Source organism: Salinivibrio sp. PR6, assembly GCF_001995955.1.
In the GTDB taxonomy this organism is placed as follows: domain Bacteria; phylum Pseudomonadota; class Gammaproteobacteria; order Enterobacterales; family Vibrionaceae; genus Salinivibrio; species Salinivibrio siamensis.
On sequence record NZ_MUFA01000007.1, the window covers coordinates 298,484 to 322,654 of the forward strand.

Here is a 24,171-nt window from a genome sequence, read left to right on the forward strand (position 1 = left end):
CGTTGAAATGCAAAAAATCACCGTGTTAGGCGCGACAGGTTCGATTGGTTCAAGCACATTGAAAGTGGTTGAAGCGAACCCTGAGCAGTATGAGGTAGTGGCACTGGCTGCCCATACCAATGTGGAAAAAATGACCGCTTTGTGTCTTTATTGGCAGCCCGTTTATGCGGCGATGGCCGACCACGATGCGGCTCAGCAGCTTAGAAAAAGACTCGCGAGCAAAGGCTTAGCTACCGAGGTGCTTGCTGGAGAGGAGGGGCTGTGTCAACTGGCTTCGCTACCTGAGGTAGATATGGTGATGGCTGCCGTGGTTGGGGCGGCAGGGTTATCCTCGACCATGGCGGCGGTGAAGGCGGGCAAACGTGTTCTGCTTGCCAATAAAGAAGCCCTAGTGATGTCTGGACAGTTCTTTATTGACGCCGTTTACCAGTATGGCGCCGAGCTGCTCCCTATCGACAGTGAACACAATGCCATTTTTCAATGCTTGCCGCAGGCGGTTCAACACACACCTGGGCGTTGCGATCTTCATGCCGCGGGGGTCAGCAAAATCCTGTTAACCGGCTCTGGTGGCCCGTTCCGTTATCGCGAACCGCAAAGTCTTACCAATGTGAGCGTCGAAGAGGCAGTCGCACATCCGAACTGGTCGATGGGCCCTAAAATCTCAGTCGACTCAGCCACCATGATGAATAAAGGCTTGGAATACATAGAAGCGCGTTGGTTATTCAACGCCAAGCCTGAACAGCTGGAGGTGGTGATCCATCCTCAGTCAGTGATCCACTCCATGGTGCAAATGTGTGACGGCTCGGTGTTAGCACAATTAGGGACGCCAGATATGTGTACCCCTATTGCTCATGCGATGGGGTACCCTGAGCGTGTTCATGCCTCCGTTGCGCCGCTGGATTTTACCCAAATTGGCGAATTTACCTTTATGGCACCGGATGCTCGACGATATCCCTGCTTATCGCTCGCGATCGCGGCCTGCGAGCAAGGACAAGCGGCGACGACGAGCTTGAATGCGGCCAACGAACAGGCGGTGGCAGCCTTTTTGGCAGGAAAAATCGGGTTTATGGATATTGCGCGTATCAATGAACAGGTTTTGACCCAGTCCTCGCTTCCTACGCCAACAAGCTTGGATTGCTTATTTGAGCTGGATAGAATAGCGCGCATCACTGCAAATGAGCAGATTGCTAAGGTGACACCATGAGCGGGTTTCTATGGAATGCAGCGGCGTTTATCGTCGCGTTGGGCATACTGGTTGCGATTCACGAGTTCGGCCATTTTTGGGTGGCTCGCCGTTGTGGCGTGAAAGTGGAGCGCTTTTCCATTGGTTTTGGTCGCGCATTGTGGCGAAAATTTGGTAAGGATGGCACCGAATATGTGATTGCCGCCATCCCCCTTGGCGGCTATGTCAAAATGCTGGACGAGCGCATCGAAGCGGTGCCGGATGCCGATAAACCACGCGCATTTAACAACCAGCCTTTGTGGCAGCGCAGTGCTATTGTTGCCGCTGGCCCCATCGCTAATTTCGTATTTGCCGTTTTTGCATACTGGCTGGTGATGATGATAGGTGTTCCTGCCGTCAAACCTGTGATTGGTGAAATTGCACCCAATTCGATCGCGGCAGAAGCGGGAATTGAACCAGGTATGGAACTAACCCAGGTTTCAGGCGTCGAAACCGCTGATTGGCAAGCTGTTAATTTTGCGTTGATGGGTCACATTGGTGATGAGAGCATGACCCTCACCGCCAAACCGAGCCCAACGTCTAGTTATGGCAGAGACTATCAACTGGATTTACGCCAATGGCAGTTTGACCCAGAGCACCAATCACCTCTGACGACGCTGGGGATCACCCCCTATCGCCCTGCGATTACTTTATCGATCGCGCAAGTGGTAGAAGGAAGCGCGGCAGAGCAAGCGGGTCTCAAGCAAGGCGACAAAATTATTGCAGTGGCTGATACCGAGCTGTCGTCATGGCAGCGCTTGGTCGAGGTGATTAAAGCGAGCCCAGACCAACCCCTGTCGCTGACAATATTGCGACAGGGACAGCGTCAATCTGTGGTATTAACGCCGGATGCGCGTCGCAGTCATGGTGAGGTCACAGGCTATGCTGGCATTGCGCCACAAATGGACGAGTGGCCCGAGTCATATCGATTCACCCAACAGTATGGACCATTCGCAGCGATACCGGAGGCAGTGGGGAAAACAGGCCAAGTGATCAGTATGACGGTCAATATGATCAAAAAACTGATTACCGGCGATGTTGGGGTGAATAATTTGAGTGGCCCAATATCGATAGCAAAAGGCGCGGGGATGACCGCGGAGATCGGGCTGATCTCATTTTTAGGGTTTATGGCACTGATTAGTGTGAACCTAGGCATTATCAATTTACTCCCTCTGCCCGTATTGGATGGCGGCCATTTGCTGTTCTTTGGGATTGAGGCTGTCACACGGCGACCGGTATCGGAGCGTGTGCAGGACTTTGGGTATCGAATCGGCGCTGCCGTGTTGATGATGGTAATGGCAGTGGCATTGTTTAACGACTTCGCCCGACTTTAAACGGTTAGTATTCAAGGATAAGTCAGATAGCAGATGGCGATGAAAAAACTATTAATAGCGTCTCTTTTAGTAAGCAGTAGTATGGCGCATGCTGACACATTTCAAGTCAGCGATATCCGCTTTGAGGGACTGCAACGAGTCAGTCTAGGGGCCGCTTTGTTGTCAATGCCAGTGCGTGTCGGCGACAAAGTGGACGACGACGATGTGGCTGACATTATCAATGCACTTTTTGCCTCTGGTAACTTTGAGGATGTGCGAGTTTACCGCGATGACGAAGCACTGCTGGTCAAAGTGGTAGAGCGTCCGACCATTGCCAGTATTTCCTTTTCAGGGAATAAGGCGATTAAGGAAGAGCAGCTAAAAGAGAACCTGACATCGTCAGGCCTTCGTGTCGGTGAAGCGCTCGATCGCACCCAACTGAGCAAAATCGAAAAAGGTCTTGAAGACTTTTACTACAGCGTCGGTAAGTACAGTGCGTCGGTGAAAGCGGTGGTTACTCCCTTGCCGCGTAATCGTGCCGATTTGAAATTTGTTTTCACTGAGGGCGTATCGGCCAAAATTGAGCAAATTAACTTTGTCGGCAATGACGTGTTCAGTGATGAGCAGCTGCGTGATAATTTTGATTTGCGTGCCGACGTGCCGTGGTGGAACTTCCTCGCCAACGAAAAGTACCAAAAACAGGTTCTTGCAGGCGATCTTGAAAAACTACGCAGTTTTTATCTCAATCGCGGTTACCTTAAGTTCCGTGTTGAGTCGACACAAGTGGCTATCTCACCTGACAAAAAAGGGGTCTACATCACCTTGAATGTCAACGAAGGCAAGCCTTATCAGGTCGCTGATTTGGACTTTCGTGGTGATCCACAGAATGAAGAGATTTACCGTTCATTAGTCACCTTCACCCGTGGTGATACCTATAACGGTGATAAAGTGACTGCACTTGAAGAGGCGATCAAACGCCACTTAGGCGAGACGGGCTTTGCCTACCCCAAAGTGAACACCTTACCCAGCTTTGATGATGACAATCAGCAAGTGTCGTTAACGGTCAATGTCGAGCCAGGAAAGCGTATTTACGTGCGCAATGTCCGTTTTTCAGGCAACACCACCACCAAAGATGAAGTGTTGCGCCGTGAAATGCGACAGCTTGAAGGCACTTGGCTTAACTCAAAAGCGGTCACCCGCGGTAAAGAGCGTCTCAGTCGAACCGGCTTTTTCCAGAATGTTGAAGTGGACACTCAGCGCGTACCAGGCACTGATGATCAAGTCGACGTTAACTACAAAGTTAAAGAAGCTAACTCAGGTAGTATCAACTTTGGTATCGGTTATGGCACCGAGTCAGGCGCAAGCTTACAGCTCGGCTTACAGCAAGATAACTTTGCGGGCACTGGGAACCGGTTCGGTATCAACGCCATGGTCAACGACTATCGCAAAAACCTGACGCTTGAGTACCGTGATCCTTACTTTACGCTCGACGGTGTGAGCCTGGGCGGTAAGGTATTCTATAACGAGTTTGAAGCCCGTGACGCTAACATCGTTGAGTATACCAACCAAAGTTACGGTACCAACCTCACCTGGGGTTTTTGGACTGATGAGCTGAACTCGATTGATTTCTCGCTAGGGTACACGCATAACAAGATTGAGAACCTCGGCCGTTATTATCAAATTGATGAGTTTTTGGAGCGTCATCAGGATAACCTGAATCACAATGAAGGCCTGGAAGTTGACGACTTTGATATTTCAGTATCCTGGACGCGCAATAACCTCAACCGCGGCTATTTCCCAACCGCAGGTAACTACCAACGTGCCTCGTATCGGATGACGGTACCCGGCTCGGATGTACAGTACTTTAAAATGCAGTATGACATCCGCCAATACGTGCCGCTGACACAAGAGCACGAGTTTACGCTGTTGATGCGTGGCCGACTTGCGTATGGTAACGGTTATGGGCAAACCAATGGCCAAGATCACATGCTGCCGTTTTATGAGAACTATTACGCGGGGGGCTTCTCGTCACTGCGTGGCTTCCGCTCGAACTCGGTGGGACCGAAAGCGGTGTATGAGGACGGTGGTTCCACGCAGCCTGGTAGTGACGATGTTGAGAAAAATGAAGGGGATTACGGCTCTTCAGACTCCGTCGGTGGTAACGCTATGGCACGCGCCAGTGCTGAGCTGATTGTGCCAACGCCGTTCGCCTCAGAGGAAGCGCGCGAACAAATCCGTACCAGTGTGTTTATTGATGCTGCCTCAGTGTGGGATACCGAGTATGACGTATCCGCTGCTGCTAATTACAGTGGCCGAGATAACATTAAGGATTATTCAGATCCATCCAATATCAGTGCCTCTTATGGTATGGCACTGCAGTGGATGTCCCCGATGGCACCTTTGGTATTTTCCATCGCAAAACCTATTACAAGCCAGCCTGGCGACGATGAAGAGTTCTTTACCTTCACGATCGGGCGCACATTCTGATGATCAGAAAGGAGACTATTGTGAAATCATTTTTGAAAGCAGCGGGACTGAGTGTCGCGGTATTGACGACGTCCATGTACGCATCAGCGGCTGATGCTGCACAGAAGGTGGGCTATGTATCAACCGGGGCCGTGATGTCGCAATTGGCGAAGAAAAACAACCTCAATGAGAAGCTACGCGGTGAGTTTAAAGACCGAGTGGCCGAAATTGAGCGCTTGAAAGAGAAGCTCTCTGAAGGCGTGGAAAAGCTCAAACGTAATGGTGAGTTGATGAGTGAAGACGAGCGCGTAACGCTTCAGCGTAAACTCCAATCAATGGAGTCCGATTACAAGCTGAAAGTGAAAGCGTTACAAGAAGATCAACGCAAGCGTGGTGGTCAAGAAGAGTCTAAACTGGTCAAAAAGCTGAAGACAGCGGTCGATCAAGTGGCTGAGCAAGAAGGCTACGACATGGTGATTGACGCCAATGCCGTTTTATACGCCAACCCAAGTGATGACTTGTCTGAAAAAGTGATCAACGCAGTTAAATAACAGTCGAGGAGCCCATGGTTTCGATTACTCTCGCTGAATTAGCGGATAAACTGGATGCACAGCTCCACGGAGATGGCGCTGTAACGATAACCTCGCTTGCAGGGATGAATTCAGCGGGAGAAGGGCAAATCACCTTCTTATCCAGCCCTAAATACCGTAAAAATTTGGCACTCTGCCGCGCCAGCGCTGTGATGCTAAAAGAGGGCGATCTATCGTACTGCCAAGGCAACGCCTTGGTGGTGTCAGACCCCTACTTGGCTTATGCCCACGTCGCGCAAATTCTCGACTCGACGCCAGCTTGCGCCACCGACATTGCCCCATCCGCGGTGGTGGCCGATGATGCAGTGTTGGGAGAAGGTGTGGCGATTGGACCGAATGCGGTGATTGAATCCGGCGCGCTCATTGGTGATGGTGTGCAAATCGGTGCGGGTTGCTTTGTCGGCAAAGGGACAAAGGTGGGCGCTCGGACCAAGCTTTGGGCGAATGTCACCCTTTATCATGAGGTAGTGATAGGGCAAGACTGCTTGATTCAAGCGGGTACCGTGATCGGTGCGGACGGCTTTGGCTATGCCAATGACAAAGGCAAGTGGGTTAAAATCCCTCAGCTTGGCCGCGTTGTGATTGGGGATCGGGTCGAAATTGGTGCGTGCACCACCATTGACCGGGGTGCACTGGATGATACCGAAATTGCCGATGGGGTGATTATCGACAACCAGTGTCAGATTGCGCATAATGTGTCGATCGGTGAGAACACGGCAATCGCCGGCGCGACTGTCATGGCAGGCAGCCTCAAGGTAGGTAAACACTGCATCATTGGTGGCGCCAGCGTGTTTAATGGCCATATGGAAATCACAGATAACGTGACCATCACGGGAATGGCGATGGTGATGCGGCCAATCACTGAGCCGGGCATGTATTCGTCCGGCATTCCGTTGCAGCCCAACCGCGAGTGGCGGAAGACTGCCGCGCGTGTACTCAAGATTGATGAGATGCACAAGCGGCTCAAAGAGCTGGAAAATCAGCTCGAAAAACAAGATTAACGCCGAGATGACAGGCCCGCCTTAGCAACGCGGGCCGTTTTGCGTTAATGAAGTCAGTATTGGATTTGAACGGGAATACTACCTTGACTCGCGAAAACAAAGTTCTACATATCAACGAAATCAAAGAGCTGTTACCACACCGCTATCCTTTTTTGTTGATTGATCGCGTTATCGATTTTGAAGAAGGGCAATACCTTCACGCGATTAAAAACATCACTGTCAATGAGCCTCAATTTACGGGTCATTTCCCGCAATTGCCTGTTTTCCCAGGCGTACTCATTTTAGAGGCCATGGCGCAAGCAACAGGCTTGTTGGCGTTTAAGACCTTCGGTAAGCCGAAAGACAACGAGCTATACTACTTTGCAAGCATTGATAATGCGAAATTCCGCCGTCCGGTCTCACCGGGTGACCAATTGGTGCTTGAGGTGGAATTTATTAAAGAGCGTCGAGGTATTGCGGCCTTTAATGGGGTGGCGAAAGTAGACGGCGAGGTTGTCTGCTCGGCGGAACTGAAGTGCGCAAGAAGAGAGATCTAATTGTGATCCACGAAACGGCTTACATTCACCCCACTGCGGTTGTCGAAGACGGCGTCGTATTGGGCGAAAACGTAAAAATCGGCGCTTTTTCTTATATTGGCGAAGGGGTTGAAATCGGTACAGGTACCGAGGTGATGACACATGTTGTGATCAAAGGCCCGACCCGTATCGGCGCAGACAATCGCATTTATCAATTCGCTTCCATTGGTGAAGCGTGCCAAGATCTTAAATATGCTGGGGAGCCAACCACGCTAGAAATCGGTGATCGTAACACCATTCGTGAAAGCGTGACGATGCACCGTGGTACGGTCCAAGATAAAGGCGAAACCAAAGTTGGCAGCGACAACCTGTTTATGATTAATGCCCACGTCGCCCATGATTGTGTGGTCGGTAATCATTGTATTTTTGCCAACAACGCTACCTTAGCGGGCCACGTTCATGTCGATGATTATGCGATTGTCGGTGGCATGTCAGCCATTCACCAGTTCTGTGTGATTGGCAGCCATGCCATGCTCGGCGGTGGCTCGATTGTGGTTCAAGACGTCCCCCCTTATGTGATGGCACAGGGCAATCATTGCGCGCCATTTGGTATTAATGTGGAAGGCCTGAAGCGACGCGGGTTTGAAAAATCAGCGATTCGCGCCATTCGGGCGGTATATAAAAATATGTACCGCTCCGGTAAAACCTTAGAAGAAGTGAAAAAAGAGCTTGCAGAGCAAGCCGAGAGCGAGCCGGCGCTGGCTCTTTTCATTGACTTCTTTGAGCGTTCGACGCGAGGCGTTATTCGTTAATGTTACCGAGTGAACGTCCATTACGCGTTGGAATCGTCGCCGGAGAAATCTCCGGCGATGTTTTAGGTGAAGGCCTGATCAAAGCGATGCGAGCTCAACACCCTAATGTTGAGTTTGTCGGTATCGGTGGCCCAAGAATGATGGCTCAAGGCTGTCACAGCTTGTTCGATATGGAAGAGCTTTCTGTGATGGGGCTGGTGGAAGTGCTAGGACGACTGCCACGTTTGCTGAAAGTAAAAACGGCGTTGGTCAAGCATTTTACCGTCAATCCGCCGGATGTGTTCATTGGTATCGATGCCCCAGATTTTAATTTACGTCTCGAGGCATCATTAAAAAAAGCGGGGATCAAAACCGTTCACTATGTCAGCCCATCAGTGTGGGCATGGCGGCAAAAGCGGATTTTTAAGATTGCTGCAGCCACTGATCTGGTTCTGGCTTTTTTGCCCTTCGAGAAAGCGTTTTACGATAGGTTTAATGTGCCTTGTGCGTTTGTTGGCCATACCATGGCCGATAGCATTCCGATGCAGGTGGACAAACTCGCCGCGCAGCGTGCTCTTGGGTTAGATAGCCAAAAACGTTGGTTAGCAGTGCTGCCTGGCAGCCGTAGCAGTGAAATGTCGATGTTAGCTCCGCCGTTTTTACAAGCGTGTCAGCAACTGGCGGCGCGATATCCGGACTTGGGGTTTGTGGTCGCGCTCGTTAATGAAACCCGGCGACAGCAATTTGAGCAGGCTTGGCAAGCGATCGCGCCAGAGCTTTCATTTACCCTGGTTGATGATACGGCGCGCCAAGTGATTAGCGCCGCCGACTCGGTGCTGCTCGCTTCTGGCACCGTAGCGTTAGAGTGCATGTTACTTAAACGCCCGATGGTGGTGGGATACAAGGTCAAGCCGGTCACGGCATGGCTTGCCAAACGCCTGCTTAAAACGCAGTATGTTTCCTTACCCAATATTCTCGCTGACGCGCCTTTAGTGCCGGAACTGCTGCAAGAAGAGTGTGAGCCAGGCGCACTGGCTGACGCGGTCAGTGCGCAATTAGACAGTGATAACCAGGCATTGTTGACCACCTTTACTGAGTTGCATCACACCATCCGCAAAGATGCGGATACGTCTGCAGCCAATGCCGTATTAAATTTATTAGATAGCCATGACTGAACACCCTTTTCACTACCCTGACGCACAGCTTATCGCGGGGGTCGACGAAGTCGGACGTGGGCCCTTGGTCGGTGCCGTGGTCACTGCCGCGGTGATTCTCGATCCGGCTCAGCCTATTGCGGGTCTAACGGACTCGAAAAAGTTGAGCGAGAAAAAACGGCTCGCGCTCTATGATCAAATCAAACAAAAAGCATTGGCTTGGTCAGTGGGGCGCGCAGAGCCTGATGAAATCGATTCGCTGAATATCTTAAATGCGACCATGCTGGCGATGCAGCGTGCGATTGATGGCTTATCGGTCACCCCTGATTACGCATTAATTGATGGCAACCGGGTACCACCCTTGCCGATGCCGGCACAAGCCGTGGTAAAAGGGGACCTGCGGGTAGCAGAAATTAGCGCTGCCTCGATCTTGGCGAAAGTCGATCGCGATCATGAAATGGCCATGTTGGATGCCGCTTACCCGAACTATGGGTTTGCTCAACACAAAGGCTATCCCACTAAGGTCCACATGGCGGCGTTGGCCGAGCATGGCGCTCTGCCAATGCATCGCAAAAGTTTTAAACCTGTTAAGCGCGCACTGGGCATTGACTAGTGCGTGTGGTGAATTCCAGCCCTATTACCGTTAAGTAACGAGCCGTATGTCTGAGCCACGTTTTGTCCATTTACGCATCCACAGTGACTTTTCCATGGTAGATGGGTTGTCCAAAGTGCCGCCACTGGTAAAAAAAGTGGCGGAAATGGGCATGCCCGCCATGGCGCTGACCGATTTCAGTAACCTTTGTGGGTTGGTCAAATTCTACAACACGGCCAATAACGTTGGTGTTAAGCCGATTATCGGCGCTGACTTTCTGGTCCAGTCTGACGCCTTTGGCGAGGAGCTTTGCCAGCTTACCCTGTTGGCGACCGATAAAGCCGGCTACAAGAACTTGACCTTGCTGATCTCCAAGGCCTACCTCCGAGGCCATATTCAGCACCGCCCAGTGATCGATCAGCAGTGGTTGGTTGAGCATGCACAAGGATTGATTGTGTTGTCTGGTGGCTGCCGCGGTGACTTGGGGAAAGCCTTACTCAAAGGCAATCAAACACTGGCTAAGGAATGCGCCCGTTTCTATCAAACCTATTTTCCCGATGCCTACTACATGGAGCTGGTGCGGACCGGGCGGCAAGATGAAGAAGTGTATCTCCATTTTGCGGTTGATTTCGCGACCGAGCATGACTTGCCTGTGGTGGCGACCAATGAAGTCTGCTTCATTTCATCTGAGGAGTTTGATGCGCATGAGATCCGGGTTGCGATTCATGATGGTTTCACTCTCGATGATCCTCGCCGTCCCAAGAAATACAGCGCCGAACAGTATTTGCGTACCGAGCAAGAGATGTGTGAGCTCTTCGCGGATATTCCCGAGGCACTGACCAATAGCGTAGAAATCGCCAAGCGATGTAACGTCCCGGTGCGGCTGAATGAGTACTTTTTGCCTAACTTCCCGACTGAGGGAATGGAAATTGATCAATATTTGGTTAAGCGCTCACAAGAAGGCTTGGAAGAGCGTCTCGCCTTTCTCTTTCCTGACGAAGCGGAAAGAACGCGCCGACGCCCCGACTATGATGCTCGGCTAGAGCGCGAGCTTGGGGTCATCAACCAAATGGGGTTTCCCGGCTACTTTTTGATCGTCATGGAGTTTATCCAATGGTCAAAAGATAATGATATCCCCGTGGGCCCAGGACGCGGCTCAGGGGCTGGCTCTTTGGTGGCGTACGCCCTAAAAATCACCGATCTCGACCCGCTACAGTTTGATCTTCTGTTCGAGCGCTTTTTGAACCCCGAACGTGTCTCTATGCCTGACTTCGACGTCGACTTCTGCATGGACAAGCGGGATCTGGTGATCGATCACGTCGCTGAAATGTATGGCCGTGATGCGGTATCTCAGATCATTACTTTCGGTACCATGGCGGCGAAAGCCGTGATCCGCGATGTGGGCCGTGTGTTGGGCCATCCTTATGGTTTTGTGGACAGGATTTCCAAGCTGGTGCCACCAGACCCAGGTATGACCCTCGAGAAAGCCTTCGACGCCGAACCTCAGCTGGTCGAGGTTTATAACAACGATGAGGAAGTCAAAGCGCTGATTGACATGGCGCGGATGCTTGAAGGGGTAACCCGAAATGCGGGTAAGCACGCGGGCGGGGTGGTGATATCACCCACCACGATCACCGATTTCGCCCCCCTTTATTGCGACAGTGAAGGGCATCATCCGGTCACGCAGTTTGATAAAAACGACGTTGAAACCGCCGGTCTCGTGAAGTTTGACTTCTTGGGTCTGCGGACGCTGACCATCATCGACTGGGCGCTGGGGATGATAAATCCGCGCTTACAGCGTCAAGGGAAAGATCCTATTGATATCGCCGCAATTCCCATGGCGGACCAAGCGTCATTCGAGATGCTGCGTAAGGCAGAGACGACTGCGGTATTCCAGCTTGAATCACGTGGCATGAAAGAGCTGATTAAGCGCCTTCAGCCTGACTGCTTTGAAGACATGATCGCATTGGTGGCTTTGTTCCGGCCTGGGCCATTGCAATCTGGGATGGTGGATAACTTTATCGACCGTAAGCATGGCCGTGAAGTCGTGTCTTACCCGGATGAAAAATGGCAACACGACTCGTTGAAAGAAACGCTTGAGCCGACCTATGGCATCATTCTCTATCAAGAGCAGGTGATGCAGATTGCTCAGACACTCGCAGGCTACACCTTGGGTGGGGCGGACTTGTTGCGCCGGGCAATGGGTAAGAAAAAGCCAGAAGAAATGGCCAAGCAGCGAGACATCTTTGAAAAAGGGGCGATTGCCAACGGCATTGATGGCGAGCTGGCAATGCGGATCTTTGACTTGGTAGAAAAGTTCGCCGGCTATGGCTTTAACAAGTCGCACTCAGCCGCATACGCGCTGGTCTCTTACCAAACCTTGTGGTTGAAAGCTCACTACCCGGCGGAGTTCATGGCGGCGGTAATGACCGCGGATATGGATAACACCGACAAAGTGGTTGGCTTGGTCGAGGAGTGTCGGCGAATGAAATTGACGGTGTTACCGCCGGATGTGAATGCGGGACTGCACCATTTTACCGTCAATGAGCAAGGGGAAATTGTTTACGGTATTGGGGCGATAAAAGGGGTCGGTGAAGGCCCTATCGACACCATTGTCGCCGCGCGAGAGCAAGACGGTTATTTCCGCGACTTGTTTGATTTTTGCGCCCGCATTGATACCAAAAAAGTCAATAAGCGCGTGATAGAGCGCCTGATCCGCGCTGGTGCCATGGACAAACTCGGCCCTCATCGTGCGGCGATGATGGCCTCGGTCGATGAAGCTATTCGTGCTGCGAGCCAACATCACCAAGCGGAAGCCTACGGGCAAACCGATATGTTTGGGGTGTTGACCGACGCCCCCGAAGAAGTCGAGCATGCCTATGCGCATGCCAACCCGTGGCCAGATAAAGTATGGTTAGAAGGGGAGCGGGAAACACTGGGCTTGTATCTGACCGGTCATCCGATCAACAGTTACCGCAAAGAGCTAAAAAACTATATCACGTGGCGGCTCGAGGATGCTCATGCAACGAAACGCGATGTGGTGTCGACGGTGGCAGGATTAGTGATCGCAGCTCGGGTGATGACCACTAAACGAGGGTCTCGATTAGGGATCCTCACACTAGACGATCGCTCAGGGCGTATGGAAGTGATGCTTTTCTCTGATGTGCTCGACAAATATCTCGATTTAGTGGAGAAAGATCGAATTTTAGTGGTCTCAGGACAGGTCAGCTTTGATGACTTCAACGGGGGGCTTAAAATGACCGCCCGTGAAGTGATGGACATTAGTCAGGCGCGGGAAAAATATGCGCGTTGTTTAGGGATATCGATGACATCTGAGCAGGTCGATGCGCCCTTTTTTGAACGGTTTCATGATGCACTGGCACCCTACCGATCCGGTACCGTTCCTGTGAATCTTTACTATCAGCGCGACGATGCGCGCGCGCGGTTACGCTTAGGCGCAGAGTGGCGCGTAACGCCAACCGATGAATTAATCGACACCTTGAAAGGCTTGCTCGGTAACGAGCAGGTCGAATTAGAGTTTAACTAAGCCAGGCTGGTGACGTAACGCGTACACTGGCGGTGACCAATAGGATTCTCTTGGTATGAGTCTTAATTTTTTAGAGTTTGAACAACCTATCGCAGAACTAGAAGCCAAAATTGAGGCCCTTCGCGCTGTCTCTAAGCGGGGTGGAGAAGACGCGGTTAACTTAGATAAAGAAATTGAGCAACTGGAAACAAAAAGCCTTGAGCTGACGCGAAAGATTTTTGGTGATTTAGGCGCATGGCAGGTGGCACAACTGGCGCGTCATCCTCAACGTCCTTATACCTACGACTATCTGGATCGCATTTTCCATGAATTTGATGAATTGGCTGGCGACCGCGCCTATGCTGACGATAAAGCATTGGTGGGAGGAATGGCGCGATTAGAAGGGCGTCCAGTGATGGTGATTGGTCATCAAAAAGGACGAGACACCAATGAAAAGGTTAAGCGTAACTTTGGTATGCCCAAGCCTGAGGGCTATCGAAAAGCGCTGCGTCTGATGAAAATGGCCGAGCGTTTTAATATGCCGGTGATTACCTTTATCGATACCGCAGGCGCTTACCCAGGTGTCGGTGCAGAGGAGCGAGGCCAATCAGAGGCGATTGCACGTAATCTCAAAGAAATGGCAGGCCTAACCGTGCCGGTAATTTGTAATGTGGTCGGTGAAGGTGGTTCAGGTGGCGCGTTGGCGATTGGCGTGGGTGACTATGTCAATATGCTGCAGTACTCCACCTACTCGGTGATCTCCCCCGAGGGTTGTGCATCTATTTTGTGGCGTGATGCTGCAAAAGCGCCGCAAGCGGCTGATGCGATGGGGATAACCGCCCCACGCCTCAAAGAGCTTGGCTTGATTGATAGTGTGATCACTGAGCCACTGGGGGGCGCACACCGCGACATTAACGCGATGGCTGAGAGCATTAAGCAAACACTGCTTACCCAGCTAAGCGATTTAGACAGTCTTGATACCGAAAGCTTGCGGGATCGCCGCTATCAGCGCTTGCTCAATTACGGTTACTGCTAATCGTGATGGAATGAACTGCGATAAAGGGCCTGCGGGCCCTTTTCTTTTACGTAAAGGGCAGTAACAATGACACATTATATCAATGATGAATGGCTATGCTTTACCATCAACTGAGTGACACATTAGCCCCGCTGACATCGGCACCGCGACAGGTGGTGCTAGCGCTCAGTGGCGGGTTAGACTCTCGCGTGTTGCTTGAATTATTGACGCAGTATCGCGACCAGCACCCCCAACATGATTACCTTGTGGTTCATGTTCATCACGGTTTGCATCCCGACGCAGATAGATGGGCGGAACAGTGCCAAACGTGGGCGGACAACGCCGGATTTCGCTGTTGCATGGAAAGGGTAAGATTGGATACGTCGCTCAGTGTGGAACATGCGGCAAGACAAGCAAGGTATCAGGCAATCGCGCACCTGCTTGAGCCCAATGGACTGGTGTTAACCGCTCAGCATAGCGATGATCAGGTTGAAACCTTTTTCCTCGCGCTAAAACGCGGCAGTGGTTTGGAAGGTTTAGCAGGGATGCCAGCGGTGCGAGCTCTGGGGCAAGGCTATCTAGTGCGTCCTTTTTTGACGCAATCACGGGCGAGCCTCGAGGCGTATGCGCGCCAACATCAACTCGATTGGGTAGACGATCCGAGCAACCAAGACACGCGATTTGATCGCAATTTTTTGCGTCAGCACTGGTTACCGCAAGCGGATACGCGCTGGCCAGGGTTTCGTAAAGCGGTACAACGGACCCAACTTCTGTGTGCCGAACAAGCTTCGTTATTGGCACGTTTGATTGAGCCTATGGTGACACAGGCGGAGACAGAAGCAGGTAGCCTGCCTATTACCGCATTACCACAAGACGATTTAGCACTCACGCAGGCTATGCTGCGCCATTGGCTAAAGCGTCACAGTATTACCTTAACGCAAGCACAGTTACAGGCATTGCTCTCAGATGTCATCAACGCTAAACCGGATGCCAACCCAAGCTTGAGCGTGGGAACGGTGAGCATTCGCCGCTTCCAGCAACAGCTTTATATCGTGATGCCTTATGCAGATTTATCTCAATGGCAGGGCACATTGACGTCAGAATCGCCGTTAGTGCTGCCAGATGGACTGGGTACCTTATACTTACTGCCTTATTCGTCGACAGCGAAAGGACTCGCGCTGGGAGATCTCGCGTCGCGGGCACTGCATGTACACTTTAACCCTCGTGGCTTGTCGATTCATCCTGCTGGCCGACAAGGGCGTCGAAAGCTAAAAAAACTTTACCAAGAAGCGGGGATCCCCAGCTGGTTGCGCCGACGCCAACCGATTATTTGCGATGGCGAGACAGTGGTGGCCATTGCCGATAGGTATGTTAGCCAGACCGCGAGCGGTAAACAATGGCGGCTTGTTTGGCAGCATGAGTCTTAGTCTCCTTGTCACCTGTGCGATTAGCTCACTTAACATCGCTCGCTCACAAGGTGCCAGAGCAAACGTCGGGCGAGCTGGATGAGATCAGAACACTGAACTGGTGATGATTAATTGAGCAGTTAGGCTATCTTGTCTTGCTTAATCGTGATGAATTACTTAATGTACTAGTCTAATGATACATAAGGTAAGCAGTAATGGCATCAAGTCGCGAATTATTCGGTACTAGGATTGGCTTTGTTCTTGCTGCAGCAGGTGCTGCAGTTGGACTGGGTAATATTTGGGGATTTCCCACTCAAGCGGCCAGTAATGGCGGAGGCGCCTTTTTACTCGTCTACTTGTTGATGATTTTGCTGGTTGCATTTCCCATGCTGGTGGTGGAAATGGCGATTGGCCGTCATGGGCGTGCGAATCCACTGGATAGCATGCGTGCACTGAGTGATAATCCTTTGATGAAGCGCTTAGGAAGCGGTGTGGGTTTAGTGGGACTGGCCGTTCCTTGTATGGTGCTAGCGTTCTATAGCATTGTTGGAGGCTGGTTAGTGTCATTCCTCCTCGCGGCGGTTGCAGAGATCTTGCACTTTACCGACGTGGCAGCATGGTTAAAAGGCTTCTCGGCTTCACGTAACTTGTTTGGCGCCATCCTCTTTTATGTGTTGACTATCTTTATTGTGCAAGCAGGTGTGAAACAAGGTATTGAGCGTTGGTCAACCCGTTTGATGCCAGCGTTATTCGTGTTGTTTGCCGCGATGTTCCTCTACATCATGACGTTACCTGGGGCAACAGAGGGTTTAAAGCACTACCTTATTCCTGACTTCTCCAAGATCATGGACAGAGATCTGCTCTTGGCAGCGATGGGGCAAGGCTTCTTCTCGTTGACCATTGGTGGATGTTCGATGCTGATCTACGGCTCTTACCTGAGTCAGAAAGAAAACCTGCCTAAGATGGCATTGAGTGTCACGCTGGTAGATACCGCGGTGGCAGTCATTGCCGGTCTAGTGGTTCTGCCCGCGATGTTCGTGGCGATGAATCAGGGCGTCGAAATCTATGCTCAAGATGGCAGCTTGCTGAGTGCCGATACACTGGTATTTACCGTGTTACCTTTGTTGTTTGAAAGCTTGGGCGCTGCAGGGCCTTATGTCTCTTTGGTCTTTTTCTTGTTGATGACCATTGCGGCGCTGACTTCTTCTATCTCGATGCTCGAGTGCCCGGTCGCGCTCGCCAGTGAACGGTTAGGCTCAAGCCGTAAAATCACCAGTTGGGTACTGGGTGGACTGATTGCTGCATTCAGTGCCGTTATCGTGTTTCATTTTGGCACTTTATTTGGACTTGTCGCGAAAGTGGCAACACAGTACTTCCAGCCTTTTGCTGCCTTGCTATTCTGCTTGTTTGGTGGGTGGATTTGGTCGCGTGACCGCAAATTGTCAGCCTTGCGTGAAGGGTACGAGGATATTGAGCAGGGGATGTTTTGGAAGGTATGGCCTGTCTACGTCAAGTTCGTTTGTCCTGTCTTAGTGGCAACCGTCCTTTGGGTTTCGTTGGGTTAACAAGCGTACTGGGAAAGTCAATGCAGACAAAAAGCGGACTATGTGTCCGCTTTTTCCGTAGGTATGGGCTTAGCGAAATTGGTTGGCGTCTTCGATATACGTAAAGCCTGCTTCTTCGAGCCGCGTGCACAACACGGCTTTGTCGATATCATAATAACGAACCAGAACCTCTAAGCTGTCAAACTCGTCACGTAGCTTCATATTGACGATGCTCATCAGCATGACAGGGTCCATGGTGGCGTAATTGTTTAAATCCATCTTAGTCCTCGTGATCGCTGATCAACAAGTTGGCCGCGGCAAATGCGGCTTGCTCTCGACGCGCTTGCTGGATCTCAGTGTCTTGTGCAATATCGTTGAGGGCTTTTAATGCGCAATGGATCGCCGCCGGTATATAGCCTTGTTCGCCACTGCCAATTTCTGCATAGCGTTGGCGAATTAAGTCACAGCAGTCTGCTATTTTCATGGTGTTCTCCTCAAGTAATGATGAGGATCACTATACCCAATCTCGTTGGGGAGAGGAAAGCGCTAACGTGCGCGTTTTTGCCGGTACATACTTTGGTCGGCGCGCTCATAGAGCGACAAGTTATTATCACCTTGTCGATAGACAGAGAAACCCACTGACGCGCTGATCTGGTGACTTGATAACAAATGATCTTGGCTAACTAAGCTCTTCACTCGTGAGGTCACGTGTTTCACTGAGCTCTTACTGGCAGGTTGCAAGATAACGGCAAACTCATCGCCACCGAGTCGATAACAACGATCGCTGCCACGCACGGCTTCTTTGACCAGCAATGAAAAACGACGTAGTACCTTATCACCATCCAAATGGCCATAGGTATCATTGACTTGTTTGAAATTGTCCATATCGAACATCACCATGACCAGACCAATATTTTCCCGTTCACAGACTGCGACGGCATGCTGAAGGTCTTGTTCAAAGCTGGTGCGGTTATGTAGGCCAGTGAGGCCATCGAGCAATGCCATGTTTTTCACTCGCGTATATTCAACGGCATTATTCAGCGGGCCGGCGAGCAGCTTGTGATAGGTATGGAGCAAGCTGATTTCATCTGGGTCGAGCTTGTAAGGGGTAGAGTATTGCAACACACCCAATGGCTGCTTATTGAACTTGATGGAAAACGTCTGACGAAATGTGTGTTGTGCGCCACGACGAATGATGTTGGAGATATCATCATGCTCCCAAATAATTCGCCCAATATCGATCTGCTTTTCTAGTTCACGCGCATACACTTCAAACAACACTTTGATATCAAGGTGGCCTTGCAGCTTTTGTAACAACAACAAACGTTGATCGGCACCGAGCGGGACAATCCGCGGGGCGCGATCAGAGTTTGTATATTGTTTGATGTGCGAGGCATTCATGCGTGATCAACTACTCAGTAACAACGTCGGTTTCAATCTATGAAGCAGGTATCGTGCCAGTCTATATATTTTTGCGAATGGCGATGGGTGGATGCGAGTGAGGATACTGTTTTAAAGTAACTAATCTGTCAATAAAGAAAGGATCTCAGACTGATGATTGTGTGCATCACGGTAACCAATGTCAATCAACTGGCGAAGGTATGCCGGCTCAAATAATAGATAACTGGCAAAGGTGGCATCTTGACTGGCATTAATCCCCAAAAGTTTAAGCAAGCTGCGCAATGCGAGTGGCATATGGCTGTAGTAGCGGTTCGCCATGGGTTCAAATGGCTCTGAAGGCCGAAGGTGGAGAACATCAATGTGGCGCAGCCCTAGACGCTCTTTTTGGTCGGGAGATAAAGCGCTGGCAACATGATTAAGCCGTTGTAAATGCTCTAAGTCTGCCGAGAGCGTATCGGCAAAGATCGCATTCATTAAATGACCGCCGAGCATCGCTAAACCTGGCGCGGTGTGTTTAATTTGTTCAGGCCGCCGTATCCCTGTGGTCAGATCTAGAATTAAAATCCGCTCCGCGTCCATTTTGACAGCGGGACGCAACGGGGAAATTTGGTGAATGGCGCCATCACCATAAAATTCGTGACCAATCCTGGAGGCGGGAAAAATGAAAGGAATGGCAGAAGAGGCCAGTAAGTGTTCGGTGGAAATTTGACTTCGTTTTCCCACTGCACGGGCTCTTTCCCATGGTTTGATATGTGATGCGCCTTGAAAGAAGCTCACCGATTGCCCCGTTTGGTAGTTTGAGGCCGTGACAGACAAGCCATTCAAATGACCAGCCAGTAATTGATAGTTAAGCTTGTTAAAGCTGATCGTTTGATTCAGTAATTCTCTTAATGGCCGGTTATTGAGCAACCCGAAAGGCTGAGTGGGCTGGTAGTGAGATTGAAAGCGTTGCCCGGTTTGCGACAAAAGATGGCCGATAAGTGCACTGGGCTGACTGGCGAGCACCCGAGAGGTGTTCAACCGATGCCATAGCCAAGACAATTTTTTGACGCCTAGTCGAAAACATGACGCATAGCTTGCCAAAGATACCGCGTTGATAGCACCGGCGGATGTGCCGCAATAAATGGTAAATGGACTCGTGTGCACACGCGGATACCAGTGAGCGATGGCCGATAAGACACCCACTTGATAAGCCGCTCGTGCGCCGCCGCCGGTGAGTACCAAGGCAATTTTAGGTTTGTTTTTTGACATAGGGCTACCATTATTACCGCGCTAACAGTTTGATTATAGATGCTCTTTTATCTCACGCGCGGCGGTATATCACAGACCCTAAATATCATTAATGATAATGAGGTTGAAAATTGTTATCAATTCGATCTAGGCTGGTGGTGTCTTAATCATCGATGGAGCAACACCATGACTTACTCTTTTCCCGATCTTCCTTATGCTTATGATGCGCTAGCGCCCCACATTGATGAGGCGACGATGCGCATTCATCATCAGCGTCACCACAAAACCTATTACGATAAATTTGTTGCGGCGATCGAAGAGACGGCGCGTAATGGTGAATCGCTTGAGGCTTTGTTTGCTGAAATTTCAACTCTGCCTGCTGCCATCCGTAATAATGGCGGTGGTTATTACAATCATTTGGTGTACTGGCAATCAATGACACCTAACCCTAAGGGGGCACCAGAAGGGCCGCTCTACGATGCCATTGTAGCGACGTATGGCTCACTTGATGCGTTTAAAGAGGCCTTTAGTCAGGCGGCCATTGGTCAGTTTGGTTCCGGCTTTGCGTGGCTGGTGGTGAAAGAAGATGGACAGCTTGCGATTACATCGACACCTAATCAAGACAATCCATTGATGGATGTTGCTGAGGTGAAAGGGGAGCCTCTGCTAGGTTGCGATGTGTGGGAGCATGCTTATTATCTTAGTTATCAGAATAAGCGGCCAGATTATGTCAATGCTTGGTGGCAAGTGGTCAACTGGGATTTTGCCGAAAAGGCATACCAAAAAGCACTTGAGACGATTAGCTGATGCAACATTAGCTGATATAAAAACGCCCCGCAGAGCGGGGCATTAAAATGGTACTGTCAGTTCCGGCTTAGCTAAGCTTGGATTGAATAAACGTCAGTGCATCGTCGATAGCAAAAGGCACTTTTTCGCCCTCTCGACGGTGTTTATATTCGAATACACCGTTGTCCATGCTGCGTTCACCAATCACTACCGTGTGAGGCACGCCGACAAGATCAATATCAGAGAACATTACACCTGGACGCTCTTTACGGTCGTCAAAGAGTACATCGATACCTGCCGCTGAGAGATCGGCGTATAGCTTTTCAGCCGCTTCACGCACACGTTCAGATTTGTGCATGTTCATGGGGACAATGGCCACCTTGAAAGGCGCGATAGCGTCAGGCCATATAATTCCGTTTTGGTCATGGTTTTGCTCAATGGCTGCAGCCACAACACGCGTAATACCAATACCGTAACAGCCCATTTCTAACAAGGCGTTCTTACCGTCTTGGCCTAGCACGCCTGCATTCATCTTTTGTGAGTAATTATTGCCCAGCTGGAAGATATGGCCCACTTCGATGCCACGCTTAAACATCAATGTGCCGTTACCACAAGGGCTAGGATCGCCTTCAATGACATTGCGCAGGTCGGCGACTTGACCCAGCTGTACATCGCGTTCCCAATTTATTCCGAAGTAGTGTTTGTCGTCGGTGTTTGCACCGGCACCAAAGTCACTCATCACTGCAACACTGCGATCAACGATGAAAGGTGCGGGTAGGTTTACCGGGCCCAAAGAGCCAGGACCGGCACCGACAAGTGCACGTATTTCTTCTTCGGTGGCGAAAGTCAGCGGGGCGGCAACCTCTGGTAGGTTTTCTGCTTTCACTTCGTTGAGTTCATGATCACCACGGATGATTAGCGCGATAAGATCAGACTCGACCTGTTCAGACGCTTTGACGAAAAGCGTCTTCACCGTTTTTTCAATGGGAAGATCAAACTGCTCAACCAGTTCAGCGATGGTTTTTGCATTTGGCGTATCGACCAATTCCATCGCTTGGCTTGGCGCATCAGCCTGATCTTTGGGCGCGAGCGCTTCAGCTTTTTCGAGATTGGCTGCGTATTCAGACTCAGTCGAGAAAGCAATCAGGTCTTCACCACTGTCTGCCAAAACATGGAACTCGTGTGAGGCGGAACCACCAATTGCGCCGGTATCAGCCAGGACCGCGCGATAGTCTAATCCCATACGGTCAAAGATGGCGCAATAAGCGGCACGCATCTTTTCGTAGCTCTGCTCCATGCCTGCTTTATCAATATCGAAACTGTAGGCATCCTTCATGGTAAATTCGCGAGAGCGCATGACGCCAAAACGTGGGCGTACTTCGTCACGGAATTTGGTTTGGATTTGATACAGGTTGAGCGGCAGTTGCTTGTAAGAATTAATTTCGTTACGCGCCAAGTGCGTAATCACTTCTTCATGCGTAGGACCCAAGACAAAATCGCGTTGGTGGCGGTCAGCGATACGCAGTAACTCAGGGCCAAATTTTTCCCAACGTCCCGTTTCTTGCCATAAATCTGCTGGTTGCACGACAGGCATCATGGTTTCGACGGCACCGGCACGGTTCATCTCTTCGCGGACAATACGCTCAACATGTTGAAGGACGCGAACACCTGTGGGGAGCCAAGTATAAAGGCCTGAAGCGAGTTTTCGAATCATACCCGCGCGCAGCATCAGCTGATGGCTGACAATTTCTGCGTCGCTAGGGGTTTCTTTCAAAGTAGAAAGCAGATATTGACTGGTACGCATGTAAAGTTATCCGTTGATATTGGCGATCAATAAGTCCAAGCATATTAACAGCGTGGGGGAGTTTCGACAAAAGCTTCTATGGAAGCCACTTCGATTTGCTCGTTTTGAACGTAAAACGTGACGTTAAAGTCGAACAGATGAACCGCATAGCGGCGATTATCCGGTTGACCTTTTCTGTAAGCCGGGCGTGGATCTTGCGCTAAGACTTCAGCAATCACGCTTTGATAGTATGCTTGCTGAGGATATGGAGATAATGCCAATAAGGCGCGGTCAGAGAAATGAACATCGAGCGGAGTAGGTTTGGTTTGAGCAAATCCGCCTTGGGCGTCGGCAATACTGTCAGAGTAAGGAATATATGGCTTAATATCGACAATTGGAGTTTGGTCAACAAGATCACACCCTCGTAATACCAAGATGACTTGCCCGCTATCTTGAGTGACATCAACCAGCTCTACGGCTGACATACCAATGCCATTAGGACGAAATGTAGCTCGGCTAGCAAACACACCCATTCTCTCATTCCCCCCCAGTCGAGGTGGACGGACGGTAGGGCGCCATCCCCTATCTAGGTTCTGATCAAAAAGAAAAAGTAACCAAAGGTGGGAGTATTGTTCAATGCCTCGCACGGCGTCGATCTGATTGGCATCCCCCTGCAAGTAAAGATAAGCGAGTGCGTTAGGCGCTAACCCAGGTTGACGAGGTACCGCAAATTTCTCTTTAAAAGGAGAATGAAGTGTGCCAATCGGCGTGATAGAAAACTGGGAACACATAACCAAATAAACCGAAAACAAAGTGGGTATACTTTAGCATGTGATAGAAGAGGGGAGTATGGATGCAAGTCAGTCTTGGGCGTGACATAATCCCAACATTATTTACCGAGGGGAACAACGCGTGAGTCTTCCAGCCGTTTTTATCGATCGTGATGGTGTCGTTAATGTCGATCACGGTTATGTGTTTAGTATCGATAGCTTTGAATATATTGAGGGCGTGTTCGACGCATGTAGGGCGCTGAAAGAAAGAGGCTATTTACTCGTCCTCGTGACCAACCAAGCCGGTATCGCGAGAGGTTACTACACTGAGCAAGATTTTTTGCAATTGACTGAATGGATGGACTGGAACTTTGCTGACAAAGGTGTCGATTTTGATGGGATATACTACTGCCCCCATCATCCCAGCGAAGGAAGCGGGGAATACCGCATCGAGTGTGAGTGTCGCAAGCCTAAGCCTGGAATGCTTCTAGATGCAGCGAAAGAGCTCAATATCGACCTCGTCCACTCTGTCATGGTGGGAGATAAAGCGGATGACATGATAGCGGCAGAGGCTGCGGGCATTACTACGCGTTTTCTTGTTCGCTCTGGTAAACCTATCACCGAGCAGGGCGTCGCATTAGCCACTGAGGTGGTTAATTCGATCGCGGATATACCCACGTTACTCGCTCGCCGCTAAAAAGCTGTCTTTATAGAGTGAGTTGGCGATTATTTGCTCGGTTAGATTTTTTTGAACAAAAACGCTTGCATCCAAAAATCTACCCTCTATAATTCGCTTCTCGTTGGCACGGCAAGCCGCGCTAACAACGGCAAAACAAAACGCTTGACTTGTTGCCAAAGTGGCGTAAGATGCCACTCCCGTTCAAGATTGAGCGGCGCTCTTTAACAATTTGACCTATGCAATCTGTGTGGGCACTCGTTGAGAATAGACAAAAAGATTTATTCGATGAACTGAGTGACCAAACGACAACTTTTACAGTTGTTCGGCACAGTCAATTCGTTTTTCTCTTCGGAGAGAAACAGTAATCAGTATTCATTGAGCTGAAAC

Annotated in this window: 21 protein-coding genes; 15 read left to right on the top strand and 6 right to left on the bottom strand. The window is 50.4% G+C overall.

The genetic code is table 11. From position 1 onward, the window contains the following. The first annotated feature begins 7 nt into the window (after positions 1-7). From ispC to BZG72_RS08715, 13 genes are all read left to right on the top strand, one after another. Positions 8-1,204, top strand: a complete 1,197-nt coding sequence (ispC, locus tag BZG72_RS08655; protein WP_077666558.1) for a 1-deoxy-D-xylulose-5-phosphate reductoisomerase — start codon at positions 8-10, stop codon at positions 1,202-1,204. Beyond that, the gene (gene rseP / locus BZG72_RS08660) at positions 1,201-2,556 is read left to right on the top strand and encodes a sigma E protease regulator RseP (RefSeq protein WP_077666559.1); all 1,356 of its coding nucleotides are present in this window, start codon (positions 1,201-1,203) and stop codon (positions 2,554-2,556) included. Before ispC ends, rseP begins: the two co-directional genes overlap by 4 nt. A 33-nt stretch (positions 2,557-2,589) precedes the next feature. Beyond that, complete coding sequence (bamA, locus tag BZG72_RS08665) at positions 2,590-5,022, top strand: outer membrane protein assembly factor BamA (protein WP_077666560.1); 2,433 nt, start codon at positions 2,590-2,592, stop codon at positions 5,020-5,022. Between the two features lie 20 nt (positions 5,023-5,042). Further along, positions 5,043-5,552 (top strand): OmpH family outer membrane protein, encoded by a 510-nt coding sequence (locus BZG72_RS08670; RefSeq protein ID WP_046074184.1) that lies wholly within the window; start codon positions 5,043-5,045, stop codon positions 5,550-5,552. Positions 5,553-5,566: 14 nt separating this feature from the next. Further along, the gene (gene lpxD, locus BZG72_RS08675; protein WP_046074185.1) at positions 5,567-6,592 is read left to right on the top strand and encodes a UDP-3-O-(3-hydroxymyristoyl)glucosamine N-acyltransferase; all 1,026 of its coding nucleotides are present in this window, start codon (positions 5,567-5,569) and stop codon (positions 6,590-6,592) included. A gap of 83 nt (positions 6,593-6,675) precedes the next feature. Further along, entirely contained in the window at positions 6,676-7,128 is a 453-nt protein-coding gene (fabZ, locus tag BZG72_RS08680) for a 3-hydroxyacyl-ACP dehydratase FabZ (protein WP_046074224.1), read from the top strand. Positions 7,129-7,130: 2 nt separating this feature from the next. Then, positions 7,131-7,919, top strand: a complete 789-nt coding sequence (gene lpxA / locus BZG72_RS08685; RefSeq protein WP_046074186.1) for an acyl-ACP--UDP-N-acetylglucosamine O-acyltransferase — start codon at positions 7,131-7,133, stop codon at positions 7,917-7,919. Further along, positions 7,919-9,073: a lipid-A-disaccharide synthase gene (lpxB, locus tag BZG72_RS08690; RefSeq protein ID WP_077666561.1), complete on the top strand. Its 1,155-nt coding sequence runs from the start codon at positions 7,919-7,921 to the stop codon at positions 9,071-9,073. The genes lpxA and lpxB overlap by 1 nt, the downstream gene beginning before the upstream one ends. Next, positions 9,066-9,665: a ribonuclease HII gene (gene rnhB / locus BZG72_RS08695; protein ID WP_077666562.1), complete on the top strand. Its 600-nt coding sequence runs from the start codon at positions 9,066-9,068 to the stop codon at positions 9,663-9,665. The genes lpxB and rnhB overlap by 8 nt, the downstream gene beginning before the upstream one ends. A 46-nt stretch (positions 9,666-9,711) precedes the next feature. Further along, on the top strand, positions 9,712-13,191 hold the full coding sequence (gene dnaE / locus BZG72_RS08700) for a DNA polymerase III subunit alpha (protein ID WP_077578863.1): 3,480 nt from the start codon (positions 9,712-9,714) through the stop codon (positions 13,189-13,191). A 55-nt stretch (positions 13,192-13,246) separates the two neighbouring features. Continuing rightward, a complete protein-coding gene (accA, locus tag BZG72_RS08705; protein WP_046074190.1) occupies positions 13,247-14,206 on the top strand; it encodes an acetyl-CoA carboxylase carboxyl transferase subunit alpha in 960 nt (319 codons plus the stop codon). A gap of 95 nt (positions 14,207-14,301) precedes the next feature. Then, positions 14,302-15,612, top strand: a complete 1,311-nt coding sequence (tilS, locus tag BZG72_RS08710) for a tRNA lysidine(34) synthetase TilS (RefSeq protein WP_108743036.1) — start codon at positions 14,302-14,304, stop codon at positions 15,610-15,612. A 194-nt stretch (positions 15,613-15,806) separates the two neighbouring features. Next, positions 15,807-17,156, top strand: coding sequence for a sodium-dependent transporter (locus BZG72_RS08715; protein WP_046074192.1), 1,350 nt, complete (start codon positions 15,807-15,809; stop codon positions 17,154-17,156). Between the two features lie 69 nt (positions 17,157-17,225). Here BZG72_RS08715 and BZG72_RS08720 read toward each other — a convergent pair whose 3' ends face one another. The 4 genes from BZG72_RS08720 to BZG72_RS08735 all read right to left on the bottom strand — a co-directional run bounded on the left by BZG72_RS08720 (position 17,226) and on the right by BZG72_RS08735 (position 19,787). Next, positions 17,226-17,414 (bottom strand): DUF4250 domain-containing protein, encoded by a 189-nt coding sequence (locus BZG72_RS08720; protein ID WP_077666564.1) that lies wholly within the window; start codon positions 17,412-17,414, stop codon positions 17,226-17,228. A gap of 1 nt (position 17,415) precedes the next feature. Next, positions 17,416-17,619: a YaeP family protein gene (locus BZG72_RS08725; protein ID WP_046074194.1), complete on the bottom strand. Its 204-nt coding sequence runs from the start codon at positions 17,617-17,619 to the stop codon at positions 17,416-17,418. A 62-nt stretch (positions 17,620-17,681) separates the two neighbouring features. Next, entirely contained in the window at positions 17,682-18,536 is an 855-nt protein-coding gene (locus BZG72_RS08730; RefSeq protein ID WP_077578858.1) for a GGDEF domain-containing protein, read from the bottom strand. 120 nt (positions 18,537-18,656) lie between these two features. Beyond that, positions 18,657-19,787: a patatin-like phospholipase family protein gene (locus tag BZG72_RS08735; protein ID WP_077578856.1), complete on the bottom strand. Its 1,131-nt coding sequence runs from the start codon at positions 19,785-19,787 to the stop codon at positions 18,657-18,659. A 165-nt stretch (positions 19,788-19,952) separates the two neighbouring features. Here BZG72_RS08735 and BZG72_RS08740 point away from each other — a divergent pair, with 165 nt between their 5' ends. Further along, on the top strand, positions 19,953-20,573 hold the full coding sequence (locus BZG72_RS08740) for a superoxide dismutase (protein ID WP_077666565.1): 621 nt from the start codon (positions 19,953-19,955) through the stop codon (positions 20,571-20,573). Positions 20,574-20,640: 67 nt separating this feature from the next. On the opposite strand, the gene BZG72_RS08745 is transcribed toward BZG72_RS08740, so the two are convergent. Beyond that, positions 20,641-22,356 (bottom strand): proline--tRNA ligase, encoded by a 1,716-nt coding sequence (locus BZG72_RS08745; RefSeq protein ID WP_077666566.1) that lies wholly within the window; start codon positions 22,354-22,356, stop codon positions 20,641-20,643. Positions 22,357-22,400: 44 nt separating this feature from the next. Next, complete coding sequence (gene tsaA, locus BZG72_RS08750) at positions 22,401-23,126, bottom strand: tRNA (N6-threonylcarbamoyladenosine(37)-N6)-methyltransferase TrmO (protein WP_046074199.1); 726 nt, start codon at positions 23,124-23,126, stop codon at positions 22,401-22,403. A 121-nt stretch (positions 23,127-23,247) separates the two neighbouring features. On the opposite strand from tsaA, the gene gmhB reads away from it, so the two are divergent. After that, on the top strand, positions 23,248-23,802 hold the full coding sequence (gmhB, locus tag BZG72_RS08755; protein WP_077666567.1) for a D-glycero-beta-D-manno-heptose 1,7-bisphosphate 7-phosphatase: 555 nt from the start codon (positions 23,248-23,250) through the stop codon (positions 23,800-23,802). The last annotated feature ends 369 nt before the right edge of the window (positions 23,803-24,171 follow it).